At 74.0% G+C, this 16,742-nt stretch carries 15 protein-coding genes and 1 pseudogene; 15 read left to right on the top strand and 1 reads right to left on the bottom strand.

The window, feature by feature from the left end:
• Positions 1-39 precede the first annotated feature (39 nt).
• The 8 genes from ACFYNX_RS22270 to ACFYNX_RS22235 all read left to right on the top strand — a co-directional run bounded on the left by ACFYNX_RS22270 (position 40) and on the right by ACFYNX_RS22235 (position 8,625).
• Positions 40-1,149, top strand: a complete 1,110-nt coding sequence (locus tag ACFYNX_RS22270) for a quinone-dependent dihydroorotate dehydrogenase (RefSeq protein WP_365539883.1) — start codon at positions 40-42, stop codon at positions 1,147-1,149.
• Positions 1,146-1,982 carry an orotidine-5'-phosphate decarboxylase gene (gene pyrF, locus ACFYNX_RS22265; RefSeq protein ID WP_365539882.1) on the top strand — a complete coding sequence of 279 codons (837 nt, stop codon included), beginning with the start codon at positions 1,146-1,148 and terminating at the stop codon, positions 1,980-1,982. Before ACFYNX_RS22270 ends, pyrF begins: the two co-directional genes overlap by 4 nt.
• 309 nt (positions 1,983-2,291) lie before the next feature.
• Positions 2,292-2,615: an integration host factor gene (locus ACFYNX_RS22260; protein WP_121828861.1), complete on the top strand. Its 324-nt coding sequence runs from the start codon at positions 2,292-2,294 to the stop codon at positions 2,613-2,615.
• A 72-nt stretch (positions 2,616-2,687) separates the two neighbouring features.
• Positions 2,688-3,251, top strand: coding sequence for a guanylate kinase (gene gmk / locus ACFYNX_RS22255; protein ID WP_388663543.1), 564 nt, complete (start codon positions 2,688-2,690; stop codon positions 3,249-3,251).
• A 28-nt stretch (positions 3,252-3,279) separates the two neighbouring features.
• On the top strand, positions 3,280-3,552 hold the full coding sequence (gene rpoZ, locus ACFYNX_RS22250; RefSeq protein WP_005319902.1) for a DNA-directed RNA polymerase subunit omega: 273 nt from the start codon (positions 3,280-3,282) through the stop codon (positions 3,550-3,552).
• Positions 3,553-3,672: 120 nt separating this feature from the next.
• Positions 3,673-4,884, top strand: coding sequence for a bifunctional phosphopantothenoylcysteine decarboxylase/phosphopantothenate--cysteine ligase CoaBC (gene coaBC, locus ACFYNX_RS22245; RefSeq protein ID WP_388663541.1), 1,212 nt, complete (start codon positions 3,673-3,675; stop codon positions 4,882-4,884).
• 290 nt (positions 4,885-5,174) lie between these two features.
• The gene (metK, locus tag ACFYNX_RS22240; RefSeq protein WP_388663539.1) at positions 5,175-6,398 is read left to right on the top strand and encodes a methionine adenosyltransferase; all 1,224 of its coding nucleotides are present in this window, start codon (positions 5,175-5,177) and stop codon (positions 6,396-6,398) included.
• 94 nt (positions 6,399-6,492) lie between these two features.
• Complete coding sequence (locus tag ACFYNX_RS22235; protein WP_388663537.1) at positions 6,493-8,625, top strand: primosomal protein N'; 2,133 nt, start codon at positions 6,493-6,495, stop codon at positions 8,623-8,625.
• A gap of 240 nt (positions 8,626-8,865) precedes the next feature.
• Here the strand turns inward: ACFYNX_RS22235 and ACFYNX_RS22230 are convergent, their stop codons facing one another.
• Entirely contained in the window at positions 8,866-9,384 is a 519-nt protein-coding gene (locus ACFYNX_RS22230) for a hypothetical protein (RefSeq protein WP_388663535.1), read from the bottom strand.
• 258 nt (positions 9,385-9,642) lie between these two features.
• On the opposite strand from ACFYNX_RS22230, the gene fmt reads away from it, so the two are divergent.
• From fmt to ACFYNX_RS22195, 7 genes and pseudogenes are all read left to right on the top strand, one after another.
• On the top strand, positions 9,643-10,575 hold the full coding sequence (gene fmt / locus ACFYNX_RS22225; RefSeq protein ID WP_365539876.1) for a methionyl-tRNA formyltransferase: 933 nt from the start codon (positions 9,643-9,645) through the stop codon (positions 10,573-10,575).
• 219 nt (positions 10,576-10,794) lie between these two features.
• A complete protein-coding gene (locus ACFYNX_RS22220) occupies positions 10,795-12,207 on the top strand; it encodes a transcription antitermination factor NusB (protein WP_365539875.1) in 1,413 nt (470 codons plus the stop codon).
• Between the two features lie 151 nt (positions 12,208-12,358).
• Positions 12,359-13,042 carry a ribulose-phosphate 3-epimerase gene (gene rpe / locus ACFYNX_RS22215; RefSeq protein WP_365539874.1) on the top strand — a complete coding sequence of 228 codons (684 nt, stop codon included), beginning with the start codon at positions 12,359-12,361 and terminating at the stop codon, positions 13,040-13,042.
• 135 nt (positions 13,043-13,177) lie between these two features.
• Positions 13,178-14,227 (top strand): sugar-binding transcriptional regulator, encoded by a 1,050-nt coding sequence (locus tag ACFYNX_RS22210; RefSeq protein WP_185893270.1) that lies wholly within the window; start codon positions 13,178-13,180, stop codon positions 14,225-14,227.
• A gap of 52 nt (positions 14,228-14,279) precedes the next feature.
• Positions 14,280-14,718: pseudogene (locus ACFYNX_RS22205) on the top strand (ribonuclease domain-containing protein).
• Positions 14,708-15,016: a barstar family protein gene (locus ACFYNX_RS22200; RefSeq protein WP_365539872.1), complete on the top strand. Its 309-nt coding sequence runs from the start codon at positions 14,708-14,710 to the stop codon at positions 15,014-15,016. The pseudogene ACFYNX_RS22205 and the gene ACFYNX_RS22200 overlap by 11 nt, the downstream one beginning before the upstream one ends.
• A 129-nt stretch (positions 15,017-15,145) precedes the next feature.
• A complete protein-coding gene (locus tag ACFYNX_RS22195; RefSeq protein WP_185893267.1) occupies positions 15,146-16,588 on the top strand; it encodes a GuaB1 family IMP dehydrogenase-related protein in 1,443 nt (480 codons plus the stop codon).
• Positions 16,589-16,742 lie beyond the last annotated feature (154 nt).

Here is a 16,742-nt window from a genome sequence, read left to right as displayed (position 1 = left end):
GTCCCCCTCTTCATGACCGAACAAGGGATATTTCGGACGATGTACAAGCTGTTCTTCCACCTGGTCTTCAAGCGGATGGACCCCGAGCAGGCCCACTACCTGGCCTTCCGCTGGATCCGCCTGGCCGCCCGCGTCCCGGTGCTCCGCACCTTCGCCGCCGCCGCCCTCGCCCCCCGGTACGAGGAGCTGCGCACCGAGGCCCTCGGCCTGCGCATGCACGGCCCCTTCGGCCTCGCCGCAGGCTTCGACAAGAACGCCGTCGCCATCGACGGCATGGCCATGCTCGGCTTCGACCACGTCGAGATCGGCACCGTCACCGGCGAGGCCCAGCCGGGCAACCCCAAGAAGCGCCTCTTCCGGCTCGTCCCGGACCGCGCCCTGATCAACCGCATGGGCTTCAACAACGAGGGCTCCGCCGCCGTCGCCGCCCGCCTCCGCGCGCGCGTACCGGTCTTCAGGACGGTCGTGGGCGTCAACATCGGCAAGACCAAGGTCGTCCCCGAGGCCGAGGCCGCCGCCGACTACGTGAAGTCCACCGAGCGCCTCGCCGCGCACGCCGACTACCTCGTCGTCAACGTCTCCTCCCCGAACACCCCCGGTCTGCGCAACCTCCAGGCCACCGAGTCCCTGCGCCCCCTCCTGACGGCCGTGCGCGAGGCGGCCGACCGCACGGTCACCGACCGCCGGGTCCCGCTCCTGGTCAAGATCGCCCCCGACCTGGCCGACGAGGACGTGGACGCGGTCGCCGACCTCGCCCTGGAGCTGGGCCTCGACGGCATCATCGCCACCAACACCACCATCGCCCGCGAGGGCCTCGGCCTGACGTCCGCGCCCGAGCTGATCGAGGAGACCGGCGGGCTGTCCGGCCGCCCGGTCAAGCAGCGCTCCCTGGAGGTCCTGCGCCGCCTCCACGCGCGCGTGGGCGACCGCCTGGTCCTCGTCGGCGTCGGCGGCATCGAGAACGCCGAGGACGCCTGGCAGCGCATCCTCGCCGGCGCCACCCTCGTCCAGGGCTACAGCGCCTTCGTCTACGAGGGCCCGTTCTACGCCCGCGCGATCCACAAGGGCCTCGCCGCGCGCCTCGCGGCCTCCCCGTACGCCACCCTCGCCGAGGCCGTCGGCGCCGACAACCGAAAGGCCGCCCAGTGACGCTCTCCTTCGGATCCCGCCTGCGCTCCGCCATGGACGAGCGCGGTCCGCTCTGCGTCGGCATCGACCCGCACGCCGCCCTGCTCGACTCCTGGGGCCTCACCGACGACATCGCCGGTCTGGAGCGCTTCACCTTCACCGTCGTCGAGGCCCTCGCCGGCACCGTGGCCGTCTTCAAGCCCCAGGCCGCCTTCTTCGAGCGCTTCGGCTCGCGCGGCGTCGCCGTCCTGGAGCGCGCCGTCTCCGACCTGCGCGCGGCGGGCGGCCTGGTCGTCATGGACGCCAAGCGCGGGGACATCGGCTCCACCATGGCCGCCTACGCCGAGGCCTTCCTGCGCAAGGAGTCCCCGCTCTTCTCCGACGCGCTCACGGTCTCCCCGTACCTCGGCTACGGCTCCCTGCGGCCGGCCGTCGACCTGGCCCGCGAGTCCGGCGCCGGCCTCTTCGTCCTCGCGCTGACCTCCAACCCGGAGGGGAGCGAGGTCCAGCGGGCCGTCCGCGAGGACGGGCGGACGATCGGCGCGACGATGCTCGCCCACCTGGCCGAGGAGAACGCGGGGGAGACCCCCATGGGCTCCTTCGGCGCGGTCGTCGGCGCCACCCTCGGCGACCTGTCCTCCTTCGACCTGGACATCAACGGCCCCCTCCTGGCCCCCGGCATCGGCGCCCAGGGCGCGACCCCCGCCGACCTCCCCGCCGTCTTCGGCGCGGCGGTCCGCAACGTCGTCCCGAACGTCAGCCGCGGGGTCCTGCGGCACGGTCCGGACGCCACCGCCCTGCGGGACTCGGCGCTCCGGTACGCGGACGAGATCCGCGCGGCCGTCGGCGCCTGATCCCCGGCGGGACCAATCCGCAGGTCGGAGCGGATCGGGCCGGTTCCCGGGCCCGCTCCGGCCGGTCGTCCCGCCACTTGACGAAATCTTGGCCCAAAACCCGGTCGTTATGCCGGGAAAGTCCTGGTCGGTCGATGCTGACCAGGACTTTTCCGCTGTTCTCGCTGACTGGAGCGGCCTCGGCCGCTAGTCTCCGGGGCAGAGCAGGCGTTCAGCGGCCACTGCGCTGACCGTTGCTCCACTGGTGCGGGGCGACTAGGTTCCTCACCGGTCCGTATCCGACAGATCGACATCCGAGGTGACGTAGGCGTGGCTCTTCCGCCCCTTACCCCTGAACAGCGCGCAGCCGCGCTCGAGAAGGCCGCCGCGGCTCGCCGGGAGCGGGCCGAGGTCAAGAATCGACTCAAGCACTCCGGTGCATCCCTCCACGACGTCATCAAGACGGGCCAGGAGAACGACGTCATCGGCAAGATGAAGGTCTCCGCGCTCCTGGAGTCCCTGCCGGGCGTGGGCAAGGTCCGCGCCAAGCAGATCATGGAGCGGCTCGGCATCTCCGAGAGCCGCCGGGTGCGCGGTCTCGGCTCCAACCAGATCGCCTCCCTGGAGCGGGAGTTCGGCTCCACCGGCGCCTGACCTTTCGGGACATTCCCGGCATGAGGCGTCCTCCCTGCGCAAGCAGGGGTGAACCACTGGAATAATCGCTGCATGGCAGCAGAGGTACGTCCGCGGCTGACCGTGCTCTCCGGCCCCTCCGGGGTCGGCAAGAGCACGGTCGTCGCGCATATGCGCAAGGTCCACCCCGAGGTCTGGCTCTCGGTGTCGGCGACGACACGGAAGCCCCGCCCCGGCGAGAAGCACGGCGTCCACTACTTCTTCGTGACGGACGACGAGTTCGACAAGCTGATCGCCAACGGTGAGCTCCTCGAATGGGCCGAGTTCGCGGGCAACCGCTACGGCACCCCGCGCGGCGCGGTCCTCGACCGCCTCGACTCCGGCGAGCCCGTCCTCCTGGAGATCGACCTCCAGGGCGCCCGCCAGGTGAAGGACTCCATGCCGGAGTCCCAGCTCGTCTTCCTGGCCCCGCCGAGCTGGGACGAACTGGTCCGCCGCCTCACCGGCCGCGGCACCGAGTCCCCCGAGGTCATCCAGCGCCGCCTGGACGCCGCGAAGGTCGAGCTGGCCGCCGAGGCCGAGTTCGACACCACCCTCGTCAACACCTCCGTCGAGGACGTGGCGCGCGAGCTGCTAACGTTGATGAACGTTGTCTGATCTTTTCTCCATCTTCGGAAGGTAGAGCGTGTCCTCTTCCATCACCGCGCCCGAGGGCATCATCAACCCGCCGATCGACGAGCTGCTCGAGGCCACCGACTCGAAGTACAGCCTCGTGATCTACGCGGCCAAGCGCGCGCGTCAGATCAACGCGTACTACTCCCAGCTCGGCGAGGGCCTGCTGGAGTACGTGGGTCCGCTCGTCGACACCCACGTCCACGAGAAGCCGCTCTCGATCGCCCTGCGCGAGATCAACGCGGGTCTGCTGACGTCCGAGGCCATCGAGGGCCCGGCGCAGTAAGCGCGCAGCGCTTGTAACGCTTGTCACCACAGGCCCGGCGGACCATCCGCCGGGCCTGTGGTGTCTCATGGAGTCGTACGCATCCGAGTGCGCGTCCGAGTGCGGGGAGTCGTGGAAGTCGTGGCAAAGCCGAAGGTCGTTCTGGGCGTCACCGGCGGCATCGCCGCCTACAAGGCGTGCGAGCTGCTCCGCCGGCTCACCGAGTCGGGCCACGACGTCCGGGTCGTGCCCACCGACTCCGCGCTGCACTTCGTCGGCGCGGCCACCTGGTCCGCGCTCTCCGGGAACCCCGTCTCGACCGAGGTCTGGGAGTCCGTCCACGAGGTGCCGCACGTACGGATCGGCCAGGGCGCCGACCTCGTCGTGGTCGCCCCCGCCACCGCCGACATGCTCGCCAAGGCCGCCCACGGCCTCGCCGACGACCTCCTCACCAACACGCTGCTCACCGCGCGCTGTCCCGTCGTCTTCGCCCCCGCCATGCACACCGAGATGTGGGAGCACCCGGCGACCCAGGAGAACGTGGCGACCCTGCGCCGCCGCGGCGCCGTCGTCGTCGAGCCCGCCGTCGGCCGCCTCACCGGTGCCGACACCGGCAAGGGGCGGCTGCCCGACCCGGGCGAGATCTTCGAGGTCTGCCGCCGTGTCCTCGCCCGGGGCGCCACCGTCCCCGACCTCGCCGGCCGTCACGTCGTCGTCAGCGCGGGCGGCACCCGCGAGCCCCTCGACCCCGTCCGCTACCTGGGCAACCGCTCCTCCGGCAAGCAGGGCTACGCCCTCGCCCGGGCCGCCGCCGCCCGGGGGGCCCGGGTCACCCTCGTCGAGGCCAACACCGGCCTGCCCGACCCGGCCGGCGTCGACGTCGTCCGCGTCGGCACCGCCGTCCAGCTCCGCGAGGCCGTCCTCAAGGCCGCCGCCGACGCCGACGCGGTGGTCATGGCGGCCGCCGTCGCCGACTTCCGCCCCGCCGTCTACGCCCCCGGCAAGATCAAGAAGAAGGGCGACGACGGCGCCCCCGTCGTCGAACTCGTCCGCAACCCCGACGTTCTCGCCGAGCTCTCCGCCGACCGGGCCCTGCCCGGTCAGGTGGTCGTCGGCTTCGCCGCCGAGACCGACGACGTCCTCGCCAACGGACGCGAGAAGCTCGCCCGCAAGGGCTGCGACCTCCTCGTCGTCAACGAGGTGGGGGAGCGCAAGACCTTCGGCTCCGAGGAGAACGAGGCCGTGGTGCTCGCCGCGGACGGCACCGAGACCCCCGTGCCGTACGGACCGAAGGAAGCGCTCGCCGAGACGGTCTGGGACCTGGTCCTGCCCCGGTTGCGTCCCACCGGCTGAGACGGCCGGGATGTCCGGGTCCGGTCAGTCCCGGTGCGCCGCCGTTCGGGCGCCGTCACCCGGGCGGAGGAGCGAAACACCCGCCCCGCGAGTGATTCGCGTCCCACCGGAGCGGCCGCCCCGCCCTTGCGGGCGGCCGGTTCCGGCCGCCGCGGGGCATTCGCCAGGCGAGACACCTGGTCCATTGTCCGACCACGACCGATAGACTGTTCGTGGAACGTCGCGGGGCGCAGCCCCCTGCCGGTCCGCGCCACGAGTAGCCAGCAGCCGCTGCAACCCCAGGGAGCGTTGTGTCCCGTCGTCTGTTCACCTCGGAGTCCGTCACCGAGGGGCACCCCGACAAGATCGCTGACCAGATCAGCGACACCATCCTCGACGCACTGCTGCGCGAGGACCCCACCTCGCGCGTCGCCGTCGAGACGCTGATCACCACCGGCCTGGTGCACGTCGCCGGTGAGGTGACCACCAAGGCGTGGGCGGACATCCCCACCCTCGTCCGGAGCAAGATCCTGGAGATCGGTTACGACTCCTCGAAGAAGGGCTTCGACGGCGCCTCCTGCGGCGTGTCGGTGTCCATCGGATCGCAGTCCCCGGACATCGCCCAGGGTGTCGACACGGCGTACGAGAAGCGCGTCGAGGGTGCCTCCCAGGGGGACGGGGGCGACGAGCTGGACAAGCAGGGCGCCGGCGACCAGGGCCTGATGTTCGGCTACGCGTCGGACGAGACCCCCGAGCTGATGCCGCTGCCGATCCACCTGGCGCACCGGCTCTCGCGCCGCCTGACCGAGGTCCGCAAGAACGGCACCATCCCGTACCTGCGTCCCGACGGCAAGACCCAGGTCACCATCGAGTACGACGGCGACAAGGCCGTCCGTCTCGACACCGTCGTCGTCTCCTCGCAGCACGCGAGCGACATCGACCTGGAGTCGCTGCTCGCGCCCGACATCCGCGAGTTCGTCGTCGAGCACGTGCTCAAGCAGCTCGTCGAGGACGGCATCAAGCTCGACACCGACGGCTACCGCCTCCTGGTGAACCCGACCGGCCGCTTCGAGATCGGCGGCCCGATGGGTGACGCCGGCCTGACCGGCCGCAAGATCATCATCGACACGTACGGCGGCATGGCCCGCCACGGCGGCGGCGCCTTCTCCGGCAAGGACCCGTCGAAGGTCGACCGCTCGGCCGCCTACGCCATGCGCTGGGTCGCCAAGAACGTCGTGGCCGCCGGTCTGGCCGCGCGCTGCGAGGTCCAGGTCGCCTACGCGATCGGCAAGGCCGAGCCGGTGGGTCTGTTCGTGGAGACCTTCGGGACCAACGCGGTCGAGACCGAGAAGATCGAGAACGCCATCGCGGAGGTCTTCGACCTGCGACCGGCCGCGATCATCCGCGACCTCGACCTGCTGCGCCCGATCTACTCCCAGACCGCCGCCTACGGCCACTTCGGCCGCGAGCTGCCCGACTTCACCTGGGAGCGCACCGACCGCGTCGACGCCCTCAAGAAGGCCGCCGGGCTGTAGGCCCCGCAAGCGCACGACCGGAGCCCGGCACCCCGTGGGGGCGCCGGGCTCCGGTCCGTCCGGGCTGTCGGTGGCGTCTGGTAGGTATGGGGCCGTGAGCAGCGAGAACGAGAAGCCCTCCGAGGAACCCGAGCAGCTCGCGCTCATTCGGGAGACCGTGCGGAAGGCGAAGGTGCCGAAGGCCAAGCCGCGGACCTGGCGGGGGGCCGCCCTCGCCAAGGAGCTGCCCGTGGCCCGGGTCGTGGTGAACAAGGGAGTGCTCCACCTCGACCAGTTCTTCGACTACGCGGTCCCCGAGGAGCTGGACGAGGCCGCCCGGCCCGGAGTGCGCGTCCGCGTGCGGTTCGGGGCCGGGGCGCACCAGGTCAAGAACGGGCGCCGGGAGGGCGGCCGGCTCATCGACGGCTTCCTCGTCGAGCGCCGGGCCGCATCCGACTACTCCGGGCCGCTGGCCGCCCTCGCCGACGTCGTCTCCCCGGAACCGGTCCTCGGACCCGAGCTGCTCGGCCTCGCCCGCGCCGTCGCCGACCGGTACGCCGGCAGCCTCGCCGACGTCCTCCAGCTCGCCGTGCCGCCGCGCAGCGCCGCCGCCGAGCGCCGCCCCTCCCCGGAGCCGCTGCCGCCGCCGAGCGCCCCGGAGCCGGGAAGCTGGACGCGGTACGAGCAGGGGCCCGCGTTCCTGGACTCCCTCGCGCACGGCGGGGCGCCCCGCGCCGTGTGGAACGCGCTGCCGGGTCCGTACTGGGCCGAGGAGATCGCCCGGGCCGTCGCCGCGACCCTCGCCTCCGGGCGCGGCGCCCTCGTCGTCGTCCCCGACGGACGGGCCGCCGACCGGGTCGACGCGGCCCTGACCGGCGTCCTGGGGGAGGGGCGGCACGCGCTGCTCACCGCCGAGGCGGGCCCCGAGAAGCGGTACGCGCGCTGGCTCGCCGTGCGGCGCGGGGCCGTACGGGCCGTCGTCGGCACCCGGGCCGCGATGTTCGCCCCCGTACGGGACCTCGGGCTCGTCGTCGTCTGGGACGACGGCGACGGCAGCCACAGCGAGCCGCACGCCCCGCAGCCCCACGCGCGCGAGGTGCTCCTGCTGCGCGCCGCCCACGACCGGTGCGCCTTCCTCCTGGGCAGCACGAGCTGCACCGTCGAGGCCGCCCAGCTCGTCGAGACCGGCTGGGCCCGGGCGCTGACCGCCGGACGCGAGCGGGTCCGCGCGGCCGCCCCCCTGATCCGTACCGTCGGCGACGGCGAACTCGCCCGGGACGAGGCCGCGCGCGCCGCCCGGCTCCCCTCGCTCGCCTGGCAGACCGTGCGGGAGGGCCTCAAGACCGGCCCGGTGCTCGTGCAGGTGCCCCGCCGGGGGTACGTGCCGAGGCTGGCCTGCGAGCGCTGCCGGACGCCCGCCCGCTGCCGGCACTGCGCCGGGCCTCTGGAGGCCCCCGAGCAGCGGGAGCTGTGCTGCGGCTGGTGCGGGCGCGGCGCCCCCGACTGGCACTGCGTGGAGTGCGGCTCGACCCGACTGCGCGCCCAGGTGGTCGGCGCGCGGCGGACCGCCGAGGAACTCGGCCGGGCCTTCCCGGCCGTGCCGGTCCGCACCTCGGGCCGTGACCACGTCCTGGACAGCGTGCCCGGGCGCCCGGCACTCGTCGTCTCCACCCCCGGCGCCGAGCCCGTCGCCGAGGGCGGCTACGCGGCCGCCCTGCTCCTCGACGGCTGGGCCATGCTCGGCCGGCCCGACCTGCGCGCGGGCGAGGAGGCGCTGCGCCGCTGGATCGACGCGGCCTCCCTCGTGCGGGGGCAGGCCGAGGGCGGCACGGTCGTCGTGGTGGCCGAGCCGACGCTGCGGCCGGTGCAGGCGCTCGTCCGCTGGGACCCGGTCGGGCACGCCCGGCGCGAGCTGGCCGAGCGTGCCGAGCTGGGCTTCCCGCCGGTCTCCCGGATGGCCGCGGTGACCGGTCCGCCGGAGGCCGTCGAGGGCTTCCTGGCGGCGGCCGTGCTGCCCCCCGACGCCGAGGTCCTCGGCCCCGTGCCGCTGCCCGTGGTGCGCCCCGGCGGCGCCCGCAGGCCCGGCGACCCGCCGCCGGGCGAGCAGTGGGAGCGGGCCCTGGTCCGGGTCCCGCCGGGCAGCGGTGCGGCCCTGGCGGCGGCCCTCAAACAGACTCGGGCGTCCCGCCTCGCCCGCGGCGGCGGGGACCCGGTGCGGGTCCGCGTCGACCCGCCGGACATCGGCTGACACGGGGGACGCTCCCGTACGGACGGATGGGCGGCCGAGGACACGAGGCGGCCGCCCGGGCCTCTCCGTACGGACGGGAGGCGGCCGTGGAACGCCTGCTCGGGCTCCGTGCGGCCGCGGGACGCCCGCTCGGGCTCGTCCCCCGGACGGGAGACGGCCGCGGAGCGCCCGCCCGGCCCCGTGCGGACGCGAGACGGCCGCCCGTCCCACGAGGGGCGGGCGGCCGTGGCGTCTCGTGGGTCAGACGTTGCGGGGTGCGGGGAAGGCAGGCGGGCGGGGGTCCTCGCGGAGGGCGGCGCCGCCCGCCGAGGGCTGCGGCGGCATCGAACGGGCGGCGGGGACCGACGGGACGGGGCGGATCCCGCCCGGCTCCACCCCGTGCTCCTGCTCCGCGGCGGCGCTCTGCTGGGACGCCCGGCGGGCGCCGTAGCGGCGGTGGACGGCCTGCTTGGTGACCCCGAGCGCGGAACCCACCGCGTCCCACGAGAAACCGAGCGAGCGGTCGAAGTCGACCGCCGCGGTCACCAGGGTCTCGATGCTGTCCCGCAGCTCCTGGGCCAGCCGTACGGTCGGGGCGGGCGCGCGCCCGTACACGACGAAGCCCGTCGACGGGCCGGAGCGGCGAGGGCGGTAGACGTTGCCCAGTTGGGCCGTGAGCGTGCGCAGTGCGTCCACCTGCCGCCGGACCCGCTCGATGTCCCGCACGAGCAGGTGCAGACTCGCCCGGGCTTGGGCGTCGTGGGTTGCGTGGTCGGCCATGTGAAAGCCTCTCGAACCGGCGTGTAAGGGGGCGGGTCGCGAGGGAGCGGCGCGACCCGGTTGGGTCAATCTCTCTTGACCAACGCGCCACCGGGAGTTGGGTCACGCTGCGGGGGCGTACACGCATATGCGCGGAGCGCCCGTCCCCGCGTACGCCCCCTTCCGCCCCGGGCGCCGCGCGCCGGGCGGGACCCGCCGGGCACCGCCTAGACTGGTGCGCTGCCCCAACGCACCCGGAGAGACAGGCAGTCGCCACCCATGAAGCTCGTCTTCGCAGGCACCCCCGAGGTCGCCGTTCCCGCCCTGGACGCCCTGATCGCTTCCGGGCGGCACGAGGTGGCCGCCGTGGTCACCCGGCCCGACGCCCCGGCGGGACGCGGCCGGCGGCTCGTCGCGAGCCCGGTGGCCCAGCGGGCGGAGGAGGCGGGGATCGAGGTCCTCAAGCCGGCCAGGCCCCGGGACGAGGACTTCCTCGCCCGGCTGCGGGAGATCGCGCCGGACTGCTGCCCGGTCGTCGCGTACGGCGCCCTGCTGCCCAAGGCCGCCCTCGACGTCCCGGCCCGCGGCTGGGTCAACCTGCACTTCTCGCTGCTGCCCGCGTGGCGCGGCGCGGCGCCCGTGCAGCACGCGCTGATGGCGGGCGACCAGGTGACCGGTGCCTCCACCTTCCTGATCGAGGAGGGCCTCGACTCGGGGCCGGTCTACGGCGTCGTCACCGAGGACGTCCGCCCGACCGACACCAGCGGCGACCTGCTGACCCGGCTCGCCTTCGCGGGTGCCGGGCTGCTCGCCGCGACCATGGACGGCATCGAGGACGGCACGCTCCAGGCCGTCCCGCAGCCCGTCGAGGGCGTCACCCTCGCCCCGAAGATCCGGGTCGAGGACGCCCACGTGGACTTCGCGGCCCCCGCGCTCCGGGTGGACCGGGTGGTGCGCGGCTGCACCCCGGCCCCCGGCGCCTGGACCGTCTTCCGCGGCGAGCGCCTCAAGCTGATCCAGGTCACGCCCCTCCCGGACCGCACCGACCTGGCCCCCGGCGAGCTCGTGGTCGGCAAGAACAACGTGTACGCGGGCACCGGCTCGTACGCCGTCGAACTCCTCTGGGTCCAGCCCCAGGGCAAGAAGCCGATGAAGGCCGCCGACTGGGCCCGCGGGGTGCGGATCGCCCCGGGGGAGCACCTGGGCGCGTGACCCCGGCCGGGGCCGGGGAGGCGTCTCCCCGCCGGTCGTCGGCGCAGGGACCGGGGCGGGTCACCGGTGGCACCGGGCCCGGGGCGGTCCCGGTCGGGCGCGGCGGCGACCGGGCGGCGCCGTAGCCGTCGTCCGGACCGGGCGGACGGCCGGGCCCGCCCCCGCGGAGGGACTACGCTGGGAGCGTTCGACCTCGTCATTTCGTCACGCGGAGCACCTTTGAGCGAGCAGGCACGTCGCCGTCCCCCCAAGCCCTACCGGAAGCCCAGGAAGGACCCCGTCCGGATGCTCGCCTTCGAGGCGCTGCGGGCGGTCGACGAGCGGGACGCCTACGCGAACCTGGTGCTGCCCCCGCTGCTGAAGAAGGCCCGCGAGGGCGGGGACTTCGACGGGCGGGACGCGGCCCTCGCGACCGAGCTGGTGTACGGGACGCTGCGCCGCCAGGGCACGTACGACGCGATCATCGCCGCCTGCATCGACCGCCCGCTGCGCGAGGTCGACCCGCCCGTGCTCGACGTGCTGGCGCTCGGCGCGCACCAACTGCTCGGGACCCGGATCCCCACCCACGCCGCCGTCTCCGCCAGCGTCGAGCTGGCGCGGGTGGTGCTCGGCGACGGGCGGGCCAAGTTCGTGAACGCCGTGCTGCGGAAGATCGCGCGGCAGGACCTGGACGCCTGGGTGGCGCAGGTCGCCCCGCCGTACGACGAGGACCCCGAGGACCACCTCGCCGTCGTCCACTCCCACCCCCGCTGGGTCGTCTCGGCCCTGTGGGACTCGCTCGGCGGCGGCCGCGCCGGGATCGAGGACCTCCTGGAGGCGGACAACGAGCGCCCCGAGGTCACCCTCGTCGCCCGCCCCGGCCGCTCCACCACCGAGGAGCTCGCCGCGGCCACCGAGACCCTGCCGGGCCGCTGGTCGCCGTACGCCGTGCGGATGGCGGAGGGCGGCGAGCCCGGCGCCATCGAGGCGGTGAAGGAGGGCCGGGCCGGCGTCCAGGACGAGGGCAGCCAGCTCGTCGCCCTCGCCCTCGCGAACGCCCCCCTCGAAGGACCCGACGCCCGCTGGCTCGACGGCTGCGCGGGCCCCGGCGGCAAGGCCGCGCTCCTCGCCGCCCTCGCCTCCGGACGGGGCGCCGCGCTCCTCGCCTCCGAGAAGCAGCCGCACCGCGCCCGCCTGGTCGAGCGCGCCCTCGCCGGCAACCCCGGCCCGTACCAGGTGATCGCCGCCGACGGCACCCGCCCGCCGTGGGCCCCCGGCTCCTTCGACCGGGTCCTGATGGACGTGCCCTGCTCGGGCCTCGGCGCCCTGCGCCGCCGCCCCGAGGCCCGCTGGCGCCGCCGCCCCGACGACCTGGACGGCTTCGCCCCGCTCCAGCGCGCGCTGCTCACCGAGGCGCTGCGCGCGGTCCGCGTCGGCGGCGTCGTCGGGTACGCGACCTGCTCGCCGCACCTGGCCGAGACCCGGGTCGTCGTCGACGACGTCCTCAAGAAGACCGGCGGCGCCGAGCTGATCGACGCCCGTCCGCTACTGCCCGGCGTCCCCGCGCTCGGCGACGGCCCCGACGTCCAGCTCTGGCCGCATCTGCACGGTACGGACGCCATGTACCTGGCGCTGCTGCGCCGGACCGCCTGACCCCCGGACCGCCCTACCCTTCGATCACCTGACCGCAATATCCCGGTCCGTCCTGGTCCCGGGCTCGTCGTTTCGTACCGAACCTGGTCCGGACCTGAATCGAAACCGCCCAGCGGCAAAGAAGTGCCCAAGAACGTGGGAGGCTTGGCGCATGGCGCAGATCAACCCCAGCATCCTGTCCGCGGACTTCGCCCGGCTCGCCGAGGAGGCGAAGGCGGTCGAGGGAGCCGACTGGCTGCACGTCGACGTGATGGACAACCACTTCGTCCCCAACCTGACGCTGGGCGTGCCGATCGTGGAGTCCCTCGCACGGGCGACGGACACGCCGCTCGACTGCCACCTGATGATCGAGGACCCGGACCGCTGGGCCCCGCAGTACGTGGAGGCCGGCGCCGGTTCGGTGACCTTCCACGCCGAGGCGGCCGCCGCCCCCGTGCGGCTCGCGCGGGAGATCCGGGCCAAGGGCGCCCGCGCCTCGATGGCGCTCAAGCCGGCCACGCCCATCGAGCCGTACGAGGACCTGCTCCCCGAGCTCGACATGCTGCTGATCATGACCGTCGAGCCCGGCTTCGGCGGCCAGGCCTTCCTCGACATCATGCTGCCCAAGATCCGCCGCACCCGTGAGCTGATCTCCAAGCACGGTCTCGAACTGTGGCTCCAGGTCGACGGCGGGGTCGCGGAGTCCACGATCGAGCGGTGCGCCGAGGCCGGTGCCGACGTCTTCGTCGCGGGCTCGGCGGTGTACGGGGCGGCCGATCCGGCCGCCGCCGTCGCCTCGCTGCGGGCCCGCGCCGAGACCGCGACGGCCTCCGCCGCGTGGGCGTGTGGCCACTGAGCCTCCGGCGGATGAACGCGGTCCGTCGGGCCGCCGACAGGACTGATCAAGGCCCGTCGTTTCTGACAGGATGAACGACGAGCAGGAGTGTGAACGACCTCGGCACGTGAACGGCGTGACGTGAGCAAGCGGTACGTGAACGGCAGTGAGGAGAGCGCGGTGGCGGGTATGTCGGCGGGACGCTCAGCCCTGCGGATGGGCCCCGCGGAGCTGGTGCAGGCGGCGGCCATGGCCCGCCGCTTCTACCTGGAGGGCAAGTCCAAGATCCAGATCGCCGAGGAGTTCGGCGTGAGCCGCTTCAAGGTGGCCAGGGTCCTGGAGACCGCCCTGGAGCGCGACCTCGTACGGATCGAGATCCGCGTACCGGCCGAGCTGGACGCCGAGCGCTCCGACGCGCTCCGCGCCCGCTACGGGCTCCGCCACGCCGTCGTCGTCGAGTCCCCGGCGGAGGGCGAGGACGAGTCGCCCGACCCGGAGAACCTCGGCGAGGTCGCCGCCGACCTGCTCGGCGAGCTGGTCACCGAGGGCGACGTCCTCGGCCTGGCCTGGGGCCGCTCCACCATCCACATGGCGGCCGCGCTCGACCGGCTGCCGCCCTGCACGGTCGTCCAGCTCACCGGCGTGTACGACGCCGGGACCGCCGAGCGCGGCTCCGTCGAGGCCGTGCGCCGGGCCGCCCAGGTCTCCGGCGGCGAGGCCCACCCGATCTACGCCCCCATGCTGCTGCCCGACCCGGCGACGGCCGCCGCGCTGCGCAGCCAGACCGGCATCGCGCGGGCCTTCGAGTACTTCGACAAGGTGACCGTCGCCTGCGTGTCCATCGGCTCCTGGGAGCCGGGCATCTCCACCGTCCACGACATGCTCTCCGACGAGGAGCGCGCCCACTACGCCTCCCTCGGCGTCGCCGCCGAGATGTCCGCGCACCTCTTCGACGCCGAGGGGCGGCGGGTCGGCCGCGACCTGGGCGAGCGCTGCATCACCGTCGAGGCGGACCGGCTGCGCCGGATCCCCGAGGTCGTGGCCATCGCCGGCGGCCAGCGCAAGGCGGCGGCGATCGGCGCGGTGCTCCGCTCCGGGCTCGTCACCAGCCTGGTGACCGACCGCGCCGCGGCGGACTACCTGCTCACCGAGTCGAGGCCGGGCACCCACCCGGCGCTCGACCGCACGGACCCCGACAGCGGCTGAACCAGGCGCGCCCCCCGGGGTCGGAGCCGTCCCGCACCGGTATGTTCGGGACATGCTGCTCCGGCCCCCGCGCGTACTCCTCGCGCTCGTCCTCGCCGTCCTCCTGGGCGGCTTCCTGGCCGGGTGCTCCCCGGGCGACGGAGGCACGGGAACCGCCGCCCCGACCCGTACGACCGCGGCCGTCGCGCCCACCGGCACTTCGGGACTGCCCACCGTGCGGGCCGCCGACCTGCCGCCCGAGGCGCGCCGGACGCTCGACCTGATCGCGCGCGGCGGGCCCTACCCGTACGCCAAGGACGGCACCGTCTTCTCCAACTTCGAGAAGGCCCTGCCCCGCCGGGAGCGCGGCTACTACCACGAGTACACCGTGAGGACCCCCGGCGAACGCGACCGGGGGGGCGCGCCGCCTCGTCACCGGCCGCGGCGGCGAGACGTACTACACCGACGACTACTACGAGACCTTCCGGGAGGTGGCCACGGATGGGCCTTGACGACCCCGTCGTCCTCGACCTGACCGGCGTCGAGGACAAGGCCGCCCTCATGGACCGGTGCGCCGACGCGCTCGCGCTGCCCGACTGGTTCGGCCGCAACTGGGACGCCCTCGCCGACTGCCTCACCGACCTGCCCCGGCCGGTCGTCCTCGTCGTCACCCACTGGCAGGGGTACGCCGAGGCCCGGCCGCGCGAGTGGCGGACCGCCCGGGAGGTCTTCGCCGCGGCGGCCGACGAGAGTCCCGCCCGCCTCTCCGTCCTCCTCTCCCTGGGCGGGGACTTCGGAGGATCCTCCTAACCTCCTGCCGCAAGCCTCGGAGGATCGGCCCGGGACTGGTATGCGTACACCCGTGGGACAATGAACTACGTGCTTTTTCCCCTGGCTGAAATGCCTAGGGGCCGATCCGAACGACTGGGATGTCAGCACGTGCGTTTCCTCAATGACGTCAAGCCGCCCTACGACCTGACGTACGACGATGTGTTCATGGTGCCGAGCCGCTCGGCCGTCGGCTCCCGCCAGGCCGTGGACCTCTCCTCGCCCGACGGCACCGGGACGACGATCCCGCTCGTCGTGGCCAACATGACCGCCATCGCCGGCCGCCGGATGGCCGAGACCGTCGCCCGCCGCGGCGGACTGGTCGTCATCCCGCAGGACATCCCGATCGAGGTCGTCACCGACGTGATCTCGTGGGTGAAGAGCCGTCACCACGTCCTCGACACCCCGATCGTCCTGGAGCCGCACCAGACCGTCGCCGACGCCCTCGCGCTGCTGCCCAAGCGCGCCCACGACGCCGGCGTCGTCGTCGACGAGGACCGGCGCCCGGTGGGCGTCGTCACCGACGCCGACCTCTCCGGCGTGGACCGCTTCACCCAGCTCTCCGAGGTCATGTCCAAGGACCTGCTCCTCCTGGACGCGGACATCGACCCGCGCGAGGCCTTCCACACCCTCGACGCCGCCAACCGCCGCTACGCCCCCGCCGTCGACGCGGAGGGCAGGCTGGCCGGCATCCTGACCCGCAAGGGCGCCCTGCGCGCGACCCTCTACAGCCCGGCCGTCGACGCGAACGGCCGGCTGCGCATCGCCGCCGCCGTCGGCATCAACGGCGACGTGGCGGGCAAGGCCAAGCTGCTCCTCGACGCGGGCGTCGACACGCTCGTCATCGACACCGCGCACGGCCACCAGGAGTCGATGATCTCCGCCATCCGGACCGTCCGGGCGCTCGACCCGCAGGTCCCGATCGTCGCGGGCAACATCGTCGCCGCCGAGGGCGTCAAGGACCTCATCGAGGCGGGCGCGGACATCATCAAGGTCGGCGTCGGCCCCGGCGCCATGTGCACCACCCGCATGATGACCGGCGTCGGCCGCCCGCAGTTCTCGGCCGTCCTGGAGTGCGCCGCCGAGGCGAAGAAGTACGGCAAGCACGTCTGGGCCGACGGTGGCGTCCGGCACCCGCGCGACGTCGCCATGGCGCTCGCCGCCGGCGCCTCCAACGTGATGATCGGCTCCTGGTTCGCCGGCACGTACGAGTCGCCGGGCGACCTCCACCAGGACGCCAAGGGGCGCTTCTACAAGGAGTCCTTCGGCATGGCCTCGGCCCGCGCCGTCAAGAACCGCACCTCCGACGAGTCCTCCTACGACCGCGCCCGCAAGGCGCTGTTCGAGGAGGGCATCTCCACCTCCCGCATGTTCCTCGACCCGCAGCGTCCGGGCGTCGAGGACCTGATCGACTCGATCATCGCGGGCGTCCGCTCCTCCTGCACCTACGCCGGTGCCGGCTCGCTCGCCGAGTTCGAGGAGAAGGCCGTGGTCGGCATCCAGTCCGCCGCCGGCTACGCCGAGGGCAAGCCGCTGCACGCCAGTTGGAGCTAGCCCCTCCGCACGCACGAAGCACGCACGACGGCCGTGGGGCCCCCGGCGGACCCCGCCCCGGGGGCCCCCGCCGGCCCCGACGGGGCCGGCCCCGCGCGGACGGGGGTCAGACCCACCCCCGCCGCGGGCGGCCCCCCGCGCGGCCCGCCCCCGC

It is taken from the genome of Streptomyces sp. NPDC007872, from assembly GCF_042868165.1.
In the GTDB taxonomy this organism is placed as follows: Bacteria; Actinomycetota; Actinomycetes; order Streptomycetales; family Streptomycetaceae; genus Streptomyces.
The sequence above is the reverse complement of the archived record's forward strand: the minus strand, read 5'-3'. Positions and strand labels throughout refer to the sequence as shown.